Origin of the sequence: Bacillus sp. TH25 (assembly GCF_016650935.1) — a bacterium.
Lineage (GTDB): Bacteria > Bacillota > Bacilli > Bacillales > Bacillaceae_G > Bacillus_A > Bacillus_A mycoides.
In genome coordinates this window covers 578279-595995 of the sequence record NZ_JAEKEU010000036.1, presented here as the reverse complement: position 1 = coordinate 595995, position 17717 = coordinate 578279, and the positions used below count along the sequence as shown (strand labels likewise).

Below are 17717 nucleotides of genomic sequence, written 5' to 3'. Positions count from 1 at the left end.
ATACCAGAAATTATTATTAGTAGCTTATCAATTGGTTAAAATACTGTCAAGGACGTATATATATGTTAGAATTTTTAGACAATAAAAGGAGCGTAATATATGCATCAAACACATTGTACTTGGCAGCAATTAAGTTTCTTTTTTTCATCTCAAAATGTACAACGTTATCTTGCCCGTTGTTATGAAAAATCCTCCATACAAGATGCTGAAAAAAAAAGTTTTGAAAACTGTTATCCCTTTATTTACTACTTAGAACACGGGAAAAATTATTATGAATTATATAAGGTGGCCCCCTTTTCGATTCAGCCGATGTTGTTATTTTATGGAATTAGCCAACTGTTTAAAGCTTGCTTGTTAACTATTGATCCTAACTACCCAGAATCAACTACTGTTTTAGCTCATGGCGTTACGACTCGTAAACGAAAAAAACAGGGGTATCAATTTTTAGAAGATGAGGTGAAAATACAGAAAAACGGATTGTTTACTCACGTTGCAGAACAACTGTTTCACATGAAACACTTAGAAGCGGAGAAGTTTAATATGTTAGAACTAATGGGGAATATTCCTGAATTACAAAATTTGTTGCGCTATAGTCAAAAAGTATCAACTTTATATAAGATCGATTCAACAAATAAAAATGAGCTCTCCTTTTCAGTCAATATATTAGATCGACTACATATGACTAAAGAGCGATTTTCTCGTTACATCGAAACAACTTGTAAGCATTTATCAATACAACACGTACCTGAGAAAAATAATGAATTAAATTTGTTTTTTTCGGCACCTATTCAATCATGGAATCCTATGTATAGTACACCTTTATACTATGAGCATCTTACTGACACTTATTATTTACCACTTACGACTGACCCTAGAAACTCTAAGCCAGTGTTGCCTGAGCTTCTTGTTCATTATTTATTACTCTATAATTTAAGTATGATTTCTAGGTATGAAACGGATTGGTGGTATGACTTACTTGGAAGTTATGGATCTGAAGATTATCCGTTTATTTATCAATTTCTCAATATTTCTGCTCAAAAAATCCCTTACTATATTTCAGCATTTTTACTAACGGAATCCAACCTATTTCATGGGAAATAAAAAAAACACGAGTCAAATGACTCGTGTTTTTATCTTGCTTGGCGACGTCCTACTCTCACAGGGACAAGGTCCCAACTACCATCGGCGCTAGAGAGCTTAACTTCCGTGTTCGGTATGGGAACGGGTGTGACCTCTCTGCCATCATCACCAAACTATGAAGGTATATTCCTTCAAAACTAGATAACATTTGCTTCATATTATATGGTTAAGTCCTCGATCTATTAGTATTCGTCAGCTCCACATGTCACCATGCTTCCACCTCGAACCTATCAACCTGATCATCTTTCAGGGATCTTACTAGCTTACGCTATGGGAAATCTCATCTTGAGGGGGGCTTCATGCTTAGATGCTTTCAGCACTTATCCCTTCCGCACATAGCTACCCAGCTATGCCCTTGGCAGAACAACTGGTACACCAGCGGTGCGTCCATCCCGGTCCTCTCGTACTAAGGACAGCTCCTCTCAAATTTCCTGCGCCCACGACGGATAGGGACCGAACTGTCTCACGACGTTCTGAACCCAGCTCGCGTACCGCTTTAATGGGCGAACAGCCCAACCCTTGGGACCGACTACAGCCCCAGGATGCGATGAGCCGACATCGAGGTGCCAAACCTCCCCGTCGATGTGGACTCTTGGGGGAGATAAGCCTGTTATCCCCGGGGTAGCTTTTATCCGTTGAGCGATGGCCCTTCCATGCGGAACCACCGGATCACTAAGCCCGACTCTTCGTCCCTGCTCGACTTGTAGGTCTCGCAGTCAAGCTCCCTTATGCCTTTGCACTCTACGAATGATTTCCAACCATTCTGAGGGAACCTTTGGGCGCCTCCGTTACACTTTAGGAGGCGACCGCCCCAGTCAAACTGCCCACCTGACACTGTCTCCCGGGTCGATAAGACCCGTAGGTTAGAATTTCAATACAGTCAGGGCGGTATCCCACCAGCGCCTCCACCGAAGCTAGCGCTCCGGTTTCAATGGCTCCCGCCTATCCTGTACAAACTGTACCAAAATTCAATATCAGGCTACAGTAAAGCTCCACGGGGTCTTTCCGTCCTGTCGCGGGTAACCTGCATCTTCACAGGTACTATAATTTCACCGAGTCTCTGGTTGAGACAGTGCCCAAATCGTTACACCTTTCGTGCGGGTCGGAACTTACCCGACAAGGAATTTCGCTACCTTAGGACCGTTATAGTTACGGCCGCCGTTTACTGGGGCTTCAGTTCAGAGCTTCGCTTACGCTAACCCCTCTCCTTAACCTTCCAGCACCGGGCAGGTGTCAGCCCCTATACTTCGCCTTACGGCTTCGCAGAGACCTGTGTTTTTGCTAAACAGTCGCTTGGGCCTATTCACTGCGGCTTTCCGTTAAGAAAGCACCCCTTCTCCCGAAGTTACGGGGTCATTTTGCCGAGTTCCTTAACCAGAGTTCTCTCGCACACCTTAGGATTCTCTCCTCGCCTACCTGTGTCGGTTTGCGGTACAGGCACCTTTTATCTCGCTAGAAGCTTTTCTTGGCAGCGGGGAATCAAAGACTTCGCTCCATAAGGAGCTTCCCCATCACAGCTCAGCCTTCACGATAAGCGGATTTGCCTACTTATCAGCCTAACTGCTTGGACGTGCACAACCAATCGCACGCTTCTTCTATCCTTCTGCGTCCCTCCATTGCTCAAACGATAAAGAGGTGGTACAGGAATATCAACCTGTTGTCCATCGCCTACGCCTGTCGGCCTCGGCTTAGGTCCTGACTAACCCTGAGCGGACGAGCCTTCCTCAGGAAACCTTAGGCATTCGGTGGACGGGATTCTCACCCGTCTTTCGCTACTCATACCGGCATTCTCACTTCTAAGCGCTCCACCAGTCCTTCCGGTCTGACTTCACTGCACTTAGAACGCTCCCCTACCACTGATACCATTGGTATCAATTCGCAGCTTCGGTGGTGTATTTAGCCCCGGTACATTTTCGGCGCAGAGTCACTCGACTAGTGAGCTATTACGCACTCTTTAAATGGTGGCTGCTTCTGAGCCAACATCCTAGTTGTCTAAGCAACTCCACATCCTTTTCCACTTAATACACACTTTGGGACCTTAGCTGGCGATCTGGGCTGTTTCCCTCTTGACTACGGATCTTATCACTCGCAGTCTGACTCCTAAGGATAAGTCATTGGCATTCGGAGTTTGACTGAATTCGGTAATCCGATGAGGACCCCTAGTTCAATCAGTGCTCTACCTCCAAGACTCTTACACTTAAGGCTAGCCCTAAAGCTATTTCGGGGAGAACCAGCTATCTCCAGGTTCGATTGGAATTTCTCCGCTACCCACACCTCATCCCCGCACTTTTCAACGTGCGTGGGTTCGGGCCTCCATTCAGTGTTACCTGAACTTCACCCTGGACATGGGTAGATCACCTGGTTTCGGGTCTACGACCACGTACTAAACGCCCTATTCAGACTCGCTTTCGCTGCGGCTCCGCCTCTTCAGCTTAACCTCGCACGGGATCGTAACTCGCCGGTTCATTCTACAAAAGGCACGCCATCACCCATTAACGGGCTCTGACTATTTGTAGGCACACGGTTTCAGGATCTCTTTCACTCCCCTTCCGGGGTGCTTTTCACCTTTCCCTCACGGTACTGGTTCACTATCGATCACTAGGGAGTATTTAGCCTTGGGAGATGGTCCTCCCAGATTCCGACGGAATTTCACGTGTTCCGCCGTACTCAGGATACATTCAAGAGAGAACGAAGTTTCGACTACGGGGTTATTACCCTCTGTGACGGACCTTTCCAGGTCGCTTCGTCTACCTCGTTCCTTTGTAACTCCGTATAGAATGTCCTACAACCCCAAGAGGCAAGCCTCTTGGTTTGGGCTAGATTCCGTTTCGCTCGCCGCTACTCAGGAAATCGCATTTGCTTTCTCTTCCTCCAGGTACTTAGATGTTTCAGTTCCCTGGGTCTGTCTTCCATACCCTATGTATTCAGGTAAGGATACCATACCATTACGTATAGTGGGTTTCCCCATTCGGAAATCTTCGGATCAAAGCTTACTTACAGCTCCCCGAAGCATATCGGCGTTAGTCCCGTCCTTCATCGACTCCTAGTGTCAAGGCATCCACCGTGCGCCCTTTCTAACTTAACCAAACTAAAATTAAAAAATATGAGCTACACTGTTATCTAGTTTTCAAAGAACATACCATTTGCTATATAAAATAGCTTTTTGGTGGAGCCTAGCGGGATCGAACCGCTGACCTCCTGCGTGCAAGGCAGGCGCTCTCCCAGCTGAGCTAAGGCCCCGTAAAATGTATGGTGGGCCTAAATGGACTCGAACCATCGACCTCACGCTTATCAGGCGTGCGCTCTAACCAGCTGAGCTATAGGCCCATACAAATTGCGGAATTTATTTATATCATATTCCTATTTAAGAGTCAATACTTATATTGAACTCTCAAAACTAAACGAAAACGAAACACGGAAACTTATATTGATGAACAGTGTTCATCAATTCTCCATAGAAAGGAGGTGATCCAGCCGCACCTTCCGATACGGCTACCTTGTTACGACTTCACCCCAATCATCTGTCCCACCTTAGGCGGCTGGCTCCATAAAGGTTACCCCACCGACTTCGGGTGTTACAAACTCTCGTGGTGTGACGGGCGGTGTGTACAAGGCCCGGGAACGTATTCACCGCGGCATGCTGATCCGCGATTACTAGCGATTCCAGCTTCATGTAGGCGAGTTGCAGCCTACAATCCGAACTGAGAACGGTTTTATGAGATTAGCTCCACCTCGCGGTCTTGCAGCTCTTTGTACCGTCCATTGTAGCACGTGTGTAGCCCAGGTCATAAGGGGCATGATGATTTGACGTCATCCCCACCTTCCTCCGGTTTGTCACCGGCAGTCACCTTAGAGTGCCCAACTTAATGATGGCAACTAAGATCAAGGGTTGCGCTCGTTGCGGGACTTAACCCAACATCTCACGACACGAGCTGACGACAACCATGCACCACCTGTCACTCTGCTCCCGAAGGAGAAGCTCTATCTCTAGAGTTTTCAGAGGATGTCAAGACCTGGTAAGGTTCTTCGCGTTGCTTCGAATTAAACCACATGCTCCACCGCTTGTGCGGGCCCCCGTCAATTCCTTTGAGTTTCAGCCTTGCGGCCGTACTCCCCAGGCGGAGTGCTTAATGCGTTAACTTCAGCACTAAAGGGCGGAAACCCTCTAACACTTAGCACTCATCGTTTACGGCGTGGACTACCAGGGTATCTAATCCTGTTTGCTCCCCACGCTTTCGCGCCTCAGTGTCAGTTACAGACCAGAAAGTCGCCTTCGCCACTGGTGTTCCTCCATATCTCTACGCATTTCACCGCTACACATGGAATTCCACTTTCCTCTTCTGCACTCAAGTCTCCCAGTTTCCAATGACCCTCCACGGTTGAGCCGTGGGCTTTCACATCAGACTTAAGAAACCACCTGCGCGCGCTTTACGCCCAATAATTCCGGATAACGCTTGCCACCTACGTATTACCGCGGCTGCTGGCACGTAGTTAGCCGTGGCTTTCTGGTTAGGTACCGTCAAGGTGCCAGCTTATTCAACTAGCACTTGTTCTTCCCTAACAACAGAGTTTTACGACCCGAAAGCCTTCATCACTCACGCGGCGTTGCTCCGTCAGACTTTCGTCCATTGCGGAAGATTCCCTACTGCTGCCTCCCGTAGGAGTCTGGGCCGTGTCTCAGTCCCAGTGTGGCCGATCACCCTCTCAGGTCGGCTACGCATCGTCGCCTTGGTGAGCCGTTACCTCACCAACTAGCTAATGCGACGCGGGTCCATCCATAAGTGACAGCCGAAGCCGCCTTTCAATTTCGAACTATGCAGTTCAAAATATTATCCGGTATTAGCCCCGGTTTCCCGGAGTTATCCCAGTCTTATGGGTAGGTTACCCACGTGTTACTCACCCGTCCGCCGCTAACTTCATAAGAGCAAGCTCTTAATCCATTCGCTCGACTTGCATGTATTAGGCACGCCGCCAGCGTTCATCCTGAGCCAGGATCAAACTCTCCAATAAAGTTAGTTTGTCTAGCATCTAAAAATAAAAATTGACGTTTCACGTTGTTTGTTTCGTTTAGTTTTCAAAGTTCAACATCGCGTTTCAGCGACTTTCATAATATATCATAGCATATTATTTTCGTCAACAAGTTTTTTTCGATAACTTGTATCTCTCATTTGCTGACTTTTCCTATTATATACACTTTCCTATTGCTATGCAAGTATTATTATAAAAAAATAAGAGGGGGAGAAATCCCCACTCTTACTCTTCAGACGAATCCTCTTCATTAGATTCTTCTTCTTCATCTTTTTGCGCTTTTGCTACTGTCGCTACCTCTTGCTCATCTTCTAATCGAATTAGACGAACACCTTGTGTATTACGTCCCATTTGAGAGATTTGATCAACCGGCATACGAATAATAACGCCTGCTGCTGTAATTAACATAATGTCTTCTTCGCCTGTTACAGACTTAACCGCTACTAACTTACCGTTTTTATCTGTAATATTACAAGTCTTCAGACCTTTACCACCACGACTTTGCAGGCGGTATTCATCAATCGGTGTACGCTTTCCATAACCATTTTTCGTTACAATTAGAACATTTACATCCTCTTCGACAATTTCCATACCTACAACTTGATCTTCATCACCTAATGTAATTGCTTTTACACCAGCCGCATTACGTCCCATTGAACGCACATCTTGCTCATTGAAACGAATTAACATACCGTTACTTGTCCCAACGATAATATCCTTATCACCAGATGTTAAGCGTACAGAGATTAATTCATCCTCTTCACGAAGAGAAATTGCAATTAAACCATTTGTACGTATATTGGCAAATGACGAAAGTGGTGTTCTCTTAGAGATACCTTGTTTCGTTGTAAAGAATAAGAACTGGTCGTCACCAAATTCACGAATTGGAATAATAGCGTTGATCCACTCACCCTTATCTACCCCTAATAGATTAATAATCGGTATACCTTTTGCTGTACGACTATACTCTGGAATTTCATATCCTTTTGTACGGTATACTTTACCCTTGTTTGTGAAGAATAAAATATGATCATGAGTAGACGTTGTTAATAAATGTTCGACAAAGTCATCATCATTCGTACCCATTCCTTGTACACCACGTCCCCCACGGTTCTGTGTTTTGTACGTAGAAGCCGGTAACCTCTTAATATAACCATTATGAGTAAGTGTAATTGCGATATTTTGTTCTGGGATTAAATCTTCATCCTCTATAGCTTCCATACCGCCAATTGTAATTTCTGTTCTTCTCTTATCATTAAAACGCTCTTTTACTTCAGCTAATTCCTCGCGAATAATTTCAAGAACTTTTTCTTCGTCTGCTAAAATTGCTTTTAACTCTGCAATTATCTTCATTAAATCTTGATATTCTTGTTCGATTTTTTCGCGTTCTAATCCAGTTAAACGTTGCAAACGCATATCTAAAATCGCTTGCGCTTGTTTCTCACTTAAGCCGAAACGTTCCATTAAACCTTGTTTTGCAATATCAGCTGTTTTTGAACTACGGATTAAAGTAATAACTTCATCAAGATGATCTAAAGCAATTCGTAAGCCTTCTAAAATATGAGCACGCGCTTCCGCTTTCTCTAATTCATAAGCAGTACGTCTACGAATCACTACCTTTTGATGCTCTAAATAATAATATAGATTTTGTTTTAAATTTAAGACTTGTGGCTCCCCATTTACAAGAGACAACATATTAATACCGAAACTTGTTTGGAGTGCTGTATGTTTATATAGATTATTTAATAGTACATTGGCATTGGCATCACGACGTACTTCCATAACAATACGCATACCATTACGATCCGATTCATCACGTAAATCTGTAATACCTTCAATTTTCTTATCACGAACTAGTTCTGCGATCTTTTCAATTAATCGCGCCTTATTAACTTGATAAGGTAGTTCTGTTACGATAATAGTTTGTTTACCATTTGCTCTCTCTTCAATTTCAACTTTAGCACGAAGTATAATAGAACCGCGACCTGTTTCGTAAGCTCTTCGAATTCCACTTCGCCCTAAGATTAAACCTGAAGTTGGGAAGTCTGGTCCAGGAATATATTCCATTAATTCCGCGATAGTGATATCAGGGTTATGACTTAATGCCAACACACCATCAATTACTTCTCCAAGTTGATGCGGTGGAATGTTTGTTGCCATACCAACCGCAATACCCGTCGTACCATTGACTAATAAGTTAGGGAAACGCGCTGGTAATACAACTGGCTCTCTTTCAGAACCATCGTAGTTATCTTGATAATCAATTGTATTCTTTGTAATATCGCGTATTAATTCCATAGAAATCTTAGACATTCTTGCTTCTGTATAACGCATTGCTGCCGCTGAATCTCCATCAACAGAACCGAAATTACCATGTCCATCAACAAGCATGTAACGTTGACTAAAATCTTGTGCCATACGTACCATTGTTTCATAAACAGCTGAATCACCGTGCGGGTGATACTTACCAATTACTTCGCCGACAATACGCGCCGACTTCTTATATGCTTTATCAGCTGTAATTCCTAAATCATTCATCGCATATAAAACCCTACGATGAACTGGTTTTAATCCATCACGAACATCTGGTAATGCACGAGACACGATAACACTCATTGCGTAATCTAAAAATGAGGTACGCATTTCATGACTAATATTAATTTCTCGAATTCGTGCTTGTTGTTGATTGTCTGACATCAACGAGCACCTCCTCTTACATTTCCGTTACACATACATTGATTTATATGTAGAAGACAGGAATACTTAGATTCCTGTCATTACTCACTTAAATATCAAGGTTTTTCACGTATTTTGCATTTTCTTGGATAAAGTTACGACGCGGCTCTACTTTATCACCCATCAAAATTTCAAATGTTTCATCCGCTTCAATTGCATCTTGAAGGGAAACTTGAAGTAACGAACGTACTTCTGGGTCCATTGTTGTCTCCCACAGCTGAGTTGGATTCATTTCCCCTAGACCTTTATAACGCTGAATCCCAGGCTTAGGTTGAGCTGGTAATTCAGCTAGTATTTTTTCAAGTTCTTTATTGTTATAAGCATATTGAATTTTTTTACCTTGTTGTACTTTAAACAACGGTGGCTGTGCGATATATATATATCCACACTCAATGATTTGACGCATATAACGATAGAAGAACGTTAATAATAGGGTACGAATATGTGCACCATCAACATCGGCATCTGTCATAATAATAACTTTATGATAGCGAGCTTTTTCAATAGCAAAATCCCCACCAATATTTGTACCGATTGCTGTAATAATTGTACGAACTTCATCATTTGATAAAATCTTATCTAAACGTGCCTTTTCAACGTTAATAATTTTACCCTTCAGTGGTAAAATCGCTTGAAAATGACGATCGCGTCCTTGTTTTGCAGATCCGCCCGCAGAGTCACCCTCCACGATATAAATTTCGCTAATTGCTGGATCTTTAGAAGAACAATCAGCTAGCTTCCCTGGTAAACTTGAAACTTCTAGAGCACTCTTTCGGCGCGTTAGTTCACGAGCCTTTTTAGCCGCTACACGTGCACGTGCTGCCATAGTCCCTTTATCTATAATTTTACGTGCAACATTGGGATTTTCTAGTAAGAACTTTTCAAACGCCTCTGAGAATACAGACTCTGTAATCGTTCTCGCTTCACTATTTCCAAGTTTCGTCTTTGTTTGTCCTTCAAATTGTGGATTTGGATGCTTAATTGACACGATTGCTGTTAAGCCTTCACGAACATCTTCACCAGTTAAATTACTATCCGCATCTTTTAAAATATTATTTTTACGACCATAATCGTTAATTACACGTGTTAGAGCAGTCTTAAAACCTACCTCATGTGTACCGCCTTCATACGTATGAATATTATTTGTAAATGAATAAATATGATTTGTATAGCCTTCGTTATATTGAAGAGCAACCTCAACCTGAATCCCATCTTTTGAACCATCAACATATACAGGTTCTTCATGAATCGGTTGTTTTGAACGATTTAAATGTTCAACATATGATTTAATTCCACCTTCATAATGGAATTCTTTCTTTTGCTTATGTTCACGCTTATCTTCAATTGTTAATTTAATATTACGATTTAAAAACGCCAACTCACGCATACGAGTCGCTAATGTATCAAATTCGTATTCTGTCGTCTCTGTAAAAATTTCTGAATCTGGCTTAAAGCGTGTGATCGTTCCTGTACGATCAGTTTCACCTATTACTTTTAAATCTGCAGCCGGGACCCCACGTTCATATTTTTGATAGTGTATTTTTCCATCTCGATGTACAAATACCTCTAATTCTGTTGATAAAGCATTTACAACAGATGCACCTACACCATGCAAACCACCAGAAACTTTATAACCACCACCGCCAAATTTACCACCGGCATGGAGTACCGTCATAATAACTTCTACAGCAGGACGTCCCATTTTTTCTTGTATACCAACAGGGATACCACGACCATCATCTGTTACAACAATACTATTATCTTCTTCAATACTGACATTAATTTCATCACAATATCCTGCTAAAGCTTCATCAATACTGTTATCAACAATTTCCCACACGAGGTGATGAAGACCTTTTCCACTTGTAGAACCGATATACATACCAGGACGCTTTCGAACTGCCTCCAGTCCTTCTAACACCTGAATCTGACTTTCATCATATGCATTTTCCTGCATTTGCTTTTGTTCCATTGACACAAAGATCACCTACTTTTCCATTTAAACAGAAATTATTTTCTGTCTATTTCACAATCTACCGTGCCGTTCGTTACATGAATTGTTTTCGCTTCTTTCAATGTTTCGTGTTCAATTCCCTCGACACTCGTCGTTGTCACAAAGGTTTGTACTTTTCCTTGAATTGTATTTAGCAGATGCGATTGACGATAATCATCTAATTCTGATAACACATCATCTAGTAAAAGAATTGGATATTCCTTAACCTCTGAGTATATCAATTCAATTTCAGCCAATTTTAGGGATAGTGCGGTTGTTCGTTGTTGTCCTTGTGAACCAAAGACTTGAACATTTTTACTATTAACGAAGAATTGTAAATCATCACGATGAGGACCAAGTAAAGTTGTACCCCGAAAAATTTCACGTTGTTTCACAGATTGAAAACTTTCATAGTATACTTCCTTTATTTTCGACAAATCCATTGATTCTGATACATCTACACTTGGTTTATAAACGATTTCTAACTCCTCTAATCCCCTGCTAATTCCGCGATGAATTGGAGCAGCCCATTCTTGTAGTAAATGCAAAAACTCAAAACGTTTTCGCAAAATTTTTGCACCATGCTCAATAAGTTGAAGTGTAAATACATCCAACATCGTTTCCTCATTTTTACTATTCCCTTGCATCTTCTTAAGTAAATGATTTCGTTGCGTGAGTACCTTTTGATATTGACTTAATTCATACAAATAGACCGGAGCTATTTGTCCAAGTTCCATATCCAAAAAGCGTCTTCGTACTTGAGGGCTTCCTTTTACAAGATTTAAATCTTCTGGGGCAAACATAACAACATTCATTTCACCAATATACTGGCTCAATTTTTGTTGTTCTAACTGATTTAACTTTGCCTTTTTACCTTTTTTTGAAATATTTAATTCTAAGGATACTGAACTATTTCGCCTTTGTAATCTACCTTTTATATTACCATAATCCTCATCCCAACGAATGAGTTCACGATCGTTCGAAGTTCTATGAGATTTCGCCATCGCCAATACATAAATAGCTTCCATCAGATTCGTTTTCCCTTGCGCATTTTCACCAATAATTACATTGACTTTATCCTCAAAGGAAAGCTCTAAATGCTCATAATTGCGATAGTTTTTTAATTGTATTTCTGTAATAAACAAAGGGATCCCCCTTTATGCTTGAACTTGGAAAGTTCCGCTTCCCGGAATTTCAACAATATCATTTGCATATAACTTTCGGCCTCTTCTATTTTCAAGTTCTTGATTCACGTATACTTCATATTCTTGTAAGAACCATTTCACAGCGCCACCTGTATCAATTACATCAGCTAACTTTAAAAATTGTCCTAGTGTAATGTATTCTGTTGAAATCTTAATAAGTTTCATAAAATCGCTCACTTTCTGAAAGTGTTCATTCTTTCATTGTACTAAATAAACTAGCATTAGGAAAGTAATACCCCACAAATCAAATAAGGGTCACTAGTACCTTTACACTAGCAACCCTTAATCCTTACTTAGTAAGTACGGACTGGTAAAATTAACTGGATAATAGAATTATCATTTACTGTGCGAATTAAAAACGGTCTCATCGCCCCAGTAAAACTAACTTTAATTTCTGTACTATCTAAAGCTTTTAATGCGTCCATCATATATTTTGCACTAAAAGATATTTTTAATTCTTCTCCATCTACATTTTCACATTGAACCTCTTCTACTACTTTTCCGATTTCTGGTGCATTCGAAGAAATCTCTAACATCTGTTGTTCTAATGTTGATAATTTAACAACGTTGTTACGACCATCTCTTGCTAACAGCGACGCACGATCAATCGCTTGTAAAAATTCTTTTGTATTTACAAATATATCAGTTTTACTTTCAGCTGGAATTAAACGCGTTGTATCTGGATAATTTCCTTCTAATAATCTTGAGAAGAATAATAAATGTTTTGTACGGAATAATACTTGATACTCCGTAATAACGATATCTACCATTTCTTCAGATTCATCTAGAATTTTACTTAATTCACTTAAGCTCTTACCAGGAATAACGACATTCGCTTGAAATTCATCGGCAATATTATACCCTTCGATTTTTGCTTTACGAAGTGCTAGCCTGTGACTATCTGTTGCAATGCAAGTTAGCTCGCTGTTATATACCTTCCAGTTTACACCTGTCAAGATTGGTCTTGTTTCAGAACTTGAAACTGCAAATACTGTTTGACGAATCATGTGCTTTAGTAAATCTGTTGGAATCTTAAATACGTGATGTTCTTCGATTTGTGGTAATAACGGATATTCAGCAGCATCTAAACCATTTAAGTTGAATTCTGATTTTCCAGATTTTATTTTTGTCATAAAATGATTTTCCACAGAAATTTCGACAGTTTCTTTAGGTAATTTTTTTACGATCTCACTAAAATACTTTGCTTGTAAAATAATACTTCCTGATTGTTCAATTTCCACAATTTCTTTTCCAGCATCTTCGACTGGGATAAATGATTCGATAGAGATGTCTGCATCACTACCTGTTAAAGTAACTCCTTCTTCAGTTGCTACAACTTTAATCCCTGTAAGAATTGGAATTGTTGTACGAGAAGAAACTGCCTTCATTACATCTTGTACACTTCTTACAAGATAGTCTTTTTGTATTGTAAAACGCATAACGAAAAACCTCCGGTAAGTATAAGATTTTATTTATTTAATAAAGATAAAAAAATAGTAGTAATAGTAATAGGGCTTGTGGATATGTGGATAACCCTGTTTAAAGATGTAAAAACAGTCTATCTACATGTGGATAGACTGTGCGTAAAATAAGCTAAGTTATTCACACTATTCAGGTACTACTATTTTAAAATATCCTTAACTTCTTCAACGTGTTTTTGTAATTGAGTATCCGTTTTTAATAGCTTCGAAATTTTTTCGTGAGCATGGATTACTGTTGTATGATCGCGGCCACCAAATTCTTCACCTATTTTTGGCAAAGATGAGTCCGTAAGTTCACGTGATAAATACATCGCAATTTGGCGAGGGAATGCAACGGATTTTGTCCGTTTTTTTGCTTTGAAATCTTCTAATTTTACTTGATAGACGCCCCCAACAGCCTTTTGAATATCAGAAATAGAAATAATCCTAGGTATAGAGTTTGGAATAATATTTTTAAGCGCTTCAGCCGCTAAATCAGCATTCATATCTTTATTAATTAAAGATGAATAAGCTACAACTCGAATAAGTGCACCCTCTAGTTCACGAATATTTGAATCGATTTGATTTGCGATATAAAGCATAACTTCATTTGGTATATCAAGACCTTCTGCTTTTGCTTTTTTACGTAAAATTGCGATTCTAGTTTCTAAATCTGGTGGCGTAATGTCCGTAATTAACCCCCATTCAAAGCGAGAACGAAGGCGATCTTCTAAAGTTGGGATTTCTTTTGGTGGTCTATCGCTTGAAATCACAATTTGTTTACTTTCTTCATGTAACGCATTAAATGTATGGAAAAACTCTTCCTGTGTTTGTTCTTTTCCAGCAAGAAATTGAATATCATCTATCAATAAGACATCTACATTACGATATTTATTACGAAAATCGACAGCTTTATTATCACGAATTGAATTAATAAATTCATTTGTAAATTTTTCAGATGATAAATATACAACTTTTGCATTTGGGTTGTGTTCAATTACATAATGCCCAATTGCGTGCATTAAATGTGTTTTTCCAAGTCCAACGCCCCCGTAAATAAAGAGCGGATTATAGGCTTTAGCTGGTGCTTCAGCTACAGCTAAAGAAGCAGCATGTGCAAAACGATTACCAGAGCCAATAACAAATGTATCAAATGTATATTTTGGGTTTAACATACTCTGTGGTAAGTGATTAGACTCATCATGGGCGTGTTTTTGCTTAACAGAAGGGAGATCTATATCCTCTTCTGCCTGACTTTGGGGAATGATAAAACGAATAGCTAGTTTTGCCCCTGTTAAATCATAAAGTGTTTCGGAGATTAGTTCCGAATAATGAGATTCTAGCCAGTCACGAGCGAATTCATTTGGAGCTGTAATAGTTAATACATCTTTTTTTAAGTTATGAGCAGTTGTTGATTTTAACCATGTTTCATAACTTGGCTTGCTTACCTTTTTTTCTAATTCTTTTAAGGCACTATTCCATAAATCAGAGATATTTTCCAAAGGTGTCCCTCCTTTACAAAGATGGTAAAAGAATAAGGTTGCGCAACAATTGTACAACCTGTAAATACTTCTAATGCATATTTATACGAAACGTATTTTAAAATATAAAAACGTCGTTAGTATCCGAGATAGAGTTTTCGACAAAATAACACATGTGGACAACTATTTACTCACATGTGATTTAAACTATCCACATGTTATGCACAAATTGTGGATAAAATAAAGGTGTGGAAAACTTATTCAAAGTGAAAACACAACTATAATATCAAAAAAAAGCAGCTATAGCAATGAATTTAAGAAAGTTATCCACAAAATCAATACCTTGTGGAATAAACTTGTCCACAACACGATATACTGTGTAAAAGTAAAAAAAGAGTTTGTGGATACAAAAAAGAGAAAATATATTTATCCACAAGGAAATATAGGGACTGTGAAAAAGTGTGTGAATAGGTTAAAAATGAATATTTGATGAAAATTTCGAGAACCATTGACATTTTCCTATTTGATTTACTATAATTTATTAGACTGTCTTTAACAGATATTCCTCAGGGAGGTGTCATATAATGAAAAGAACTTACCAACCAAATAAACGTAAGCGCAGCAAAGTACATGGTTTCCGCAGCCGTATGAGCACAGCAAACGGACGTAAAGTGCTAGCAGCTCGTCGTCGTAAAGGAAGAAAAGTATTATCTGCGTAGACCACTGATCGTTCAGTGGTCTTTTTTTCTAATAATAATGAGTTTCCGCTGATGAAATACAGGAGTGTCAAATGATATGAAGAAAAAAAATCGTATAAAAAAGAATGATGAATTCCAGGCTGTTTTCCAAAAAGGACAATCGAATGCCAATCGCCAGTTTGTTGTATACAAATTAGATAAAGAAAAACAGCCGCATTTTCGCATTGGTCTTTCTGTTAGTAAGAAAATAGGAAATGCAGTAGTGCGTAATCGAATTAAGCGTATGATTCGCCAATCGATTATAGAATTAAAAGATGAGATAGATTCTGGAAAAGATTTTGTTATAATAGCAAGGAAGCCTTGTGCAGAGATGACATATGAAGAGTTAAAGAAAAGCTTAATTCATGTCTTTAAACGCTCTGGTATGAAAAGAATAAAAAAGTAGCGTAAGGAAATGAATTACACTATATACATACCGAAACAAGGAGGAGCAGGCTTTGAAAAAGAAAATAGGTTTATTAGCCATGGTTATTATGCTAATGGCAATTGCTACCGGCTGTAGTGAAACAAATCAACCGATTACACCGAAAAGCACTGGGATTTGGAATGAATATTTCGTATACCCGCTTTCTCAGTTAATCACATATTTTGCAGAATTATTTGGTAGTAATTACGGTTTAGCAATCGTTGTTACAACTCTTATCATTCGTTTTGCATTATTACCATTAATGATTAAACAAACGAAGAGTACGAAAGCAATGCAGGCGTTACAACCAGAAATGGTGAAATTAAAAGAGAAATATAGTTCTAAAGATCAAGCAACACAGCAAAAACTACAACAAGAAATGATGCAGTTATATCAAAAGAATGGTGTAAACCCATTAGCAGGATGTTTACCAATATTTGTTCAGATGCCTATTTTATTCGCGTTTTATCATGCGATTATGAGAACAACAGCAATTAGTGAACATACATTTTTATGGTTCGATTTAGGACAGGCGGATCCGTTCTATATCCTTCCAATTGTTGCAGCTATTACGACGTTTATTCAGCAAAAGCTTGCAATGGCAGGAACGGCTGGACAAAATCCGCAAATGGCAATGATGATTTGGCTTATGCCAATTATGATTTTAGTCTTTGCAATTAACTTCCCAGCAGCACTATCATTGTACTGGGTAGTTGGTAATATCTTTGGTATCGCTCAAGTGTATATGATCAAAGGGCCTGAAATTAAGGCTAGTAAGGCAGGAGGATCAAGCAAGTGAGTATGATTACTGCTAAAGGACAAACAGTCGAGCTGGCAGTACAAGATGCTTTAAGACAATTAAATGCTTCGAAAGATCGAGTAGATATAAATATTATCGATGAGGGTAAGAGGGGGTTCCTAGGTTTATTTGGGAATCGCCCCGCTGTTGTAGAAGTTGTATTGAAAAAAGATCCAATCCAAGAATGTGAAGAATATTTAAAAAATGTTATTCAAAACATGGGTGTGGAAGTTGAGATTAGAAAAATTGTAAAAGGACGCGAAGTTGAATTTACAATTTCTGGTGAAAATATTGGTGTTTTAATTGGTAAAAGAGGGAATACGTTAAATTCTTTACAGTATTTAACAAAACTTGTTGCGAACCGTAATACAAAGCAATATATTGGTATTACACTGGATGCTGAAAACTATCGTAGTAAAAGAAAAAATACGTTAGAATCTCTTTCCTATCGATTAGCAAAACAAGTAGTGAGTACGAAAAAAAGAGTTGTTCTAGAACCAATGCCTTCTTTTGAACGGAAAATTATTCACCAAGCATTATCTAATCATCAAAATATCATTACAACTTCTGAAGGGAAAGAACCACATCGGTATGTTGTAATATCTTCCAAGTGACCGGTTACTCAATTGAGTGCCGGTTTTTTTGAGGAGAAAATAAATGTGGATAACTAAAAAACACTAAACTTATCCACTGTGAATAAGTTTAGTGTTT

The 17717-nt window shown here is 39.5% G+C and carries 11 protein-coding genes, 2 tRNA genes and 3 rRNA genes; 5 read left to right on the top strand and 11 right to left on the bottom strand.

What is annotated here, in order from left to right; translation table 11 throughout:
• Window positions 1-99: 99 nt before the first annotated feature.
• A complete protein-coding gene (locus tag JFT89_RS18645) occupies window positions 100-1101 on the top strand; it encodes a YaaC family protein (protein ID WP_002009610.1) in 1002 nt (333 codons plus the stop codon).
• A gap of 36 nt (window positions 1102-1137) precedes the next feature.
• On the opposite strand, the gene rrf is transcribed toward JFT89_RS18645, so the two are convergent.
• The 11 genes from rrf to dnaA all read right to left on the bottom strand — a co-directional run bounded on the left by rrf (window position 1138) and on the right by dnaA (window position 15064).
• Window positions 1138-1253 (bottom strand): 5S ribosomal RNA (gene rrf, locus JFT89_RS18640).
• Window positions 1254-1302: 49 nt separating this feature from the next.
• Window positions 1303-4225, bottom strand: a 23S ribosomal RNA gene (locus JFT89_RS18635).
• A 79-nt stretch (window positions 4226-4304) separates the two neighbouring features.
• Window positions 4305-4380, bottom strand: a tRNA-Ala gene (locus tag JFT89_RS18630).
• 10 nt (window positions 4381-4390) lie between these two features.
• Window positions 4391-4467 (bottom strand) — tRNA-Ile (locus JFT89_RS18625).
• 131 nt (window positions 4468-4598) lie between these two features.
• Window positions 4599-6150, bottom strand: a 16S ribosomal RNA gene (locus JFT89_RS18620).
• Together the 16S, 23S and 5S rRNA genes with 2 tRNA genes alongside form the textbook arrangement of a ribosomal RNA operon.
• Before the next feature lie 243 nt (window positions 6151-6393).
• Window positions 6394-8865: a DNA gyrase subunit A gene (gene gyrA / locus JFT89_RS18615; protein WP_002034984.1), complete on the bottom strand. Its 2472-nt coding sequence runs from the start codon at window positions 8863-8865 to the stop codon at window positions 6394-6396.
• Window positions 8866-8953: 88 nt separating this feature from the next.
• Window positions 8954-10876, bottom strand: a complete 1923-nt coding sequence (gene gyrB / locus JFT89_RS18610) for a DNA topoisomerase (ATP-hydrolyzing) subunit B (RefSeq protein WP_002034986.1) — start codon at window positions 10874-10876, stop codon at window positions 8954-8956.
• Window positions 10877-10914: 38 nt separating this feature from the next.
• Entirely contained in the window at window positions 10915-12042 is a 1128-nt protein-coding gene (gene recF / locus JFT89_RS18605; RefSeq protein WP_002016486.1) for a DNA replication/repair protein RecF, read from the bottom strand.
• 12 nt (window positions 12043-12054) lie between these two features.
• Window positions 12055-12267 carry a S4 domain-containing protein YaaA gene (gene yaaA, locus JFT89_RS18600; protein ID WP_002016484.1) on the bottom strand — a complete coding sequence of 71 codons (213 nt, stop codon included), beginning with the start codon at window positions 12265-12267 and terminating at the stop codon, window positions 12055-12057.
• Between the two features lie 128 nt (window positions 12268-12395).
• Complete coding sequence (gene dnaN / locus JFT89_RS18595) at window positions 12396-13541, bottom strand: DNA polymerase III subunit beta (RefSeq protein WP_002068698.1); 1146 nt, start codon at window positions 13539-13541, stop codon at window positions 12396-12398.
• A 182-nt stretch (window positions 13542-13723) separates the two neighbouring features.
• Entirely contained in the window at window positions 13724-15064 is a 1341-nt protein-coding gene (gene dnaA, locus JFT89_RS18590) for a chromosomal replication initiator protein DnaA (protein ID WP_002016481.1), read from the bottom strand.
• Window positions 15065-15627: 563 nt separating this feature from the next.
• On the opposite strand from dnaA, the gene rpmH reads away from it, so the two are divergent.
• From rpmH to jag, 4 genes are all read left to right on the top strand, one after another.
• Window positions 15628-15762 (top strand): 50S ribosomal protein L34, encoded by a 135-nt coding sequence (gene rpmH, locus JFT89_RS18585; protein ID WP_000831901.1) that lies wholly within the window; start codon window positions 15628-15630, stop codon window positions 15760-15762.
• 76 nt (window positions 15763-15838) lie between these two features.
• On the top strand, window positions 15839-16186 hold the full coding sequence (gene rnpA, locus JFT89_RS18580; RefSeq protein ID WP_002089963.1) for a ribonuclease P protein component: 348 nt from the start codon (window positions 15839-15841) through the stop codon (window positions 16184-16186).
• A 52-nt stretch (window positions 16187-16238) separates the two neighbouring features.
• The gene (gene spoIIIJ / locus JFT89_RS18575) at window positions 16239-17006 is read left to right on the top strand and encodes a YidC family membrane integrase SpoIIIJ (protein ID WP_016096410.1); all 768 of its coding nucleotides are present in this window, start codon (window positions 16239-16241) and stop codon (window positions 17004-17006) included.
• Window positions 17003-17620, top strand: a complete 618-nt coding sequence (gene jag, locus JFT89_RS18570) for an RNA-binding cell elongation regulator Jag/EloR (RefSeq protein WP_002166368.1) — start codon at window positions 17003-17005, stop codon at window positions 17618-17620. The genes spoIIIJ and jag overlap by 4 nt, the downstream gene beginning before the upstream one ends.
• The last annotated feature ends 97 nt before the right edge of the window (window positions 17621-17717 follow it).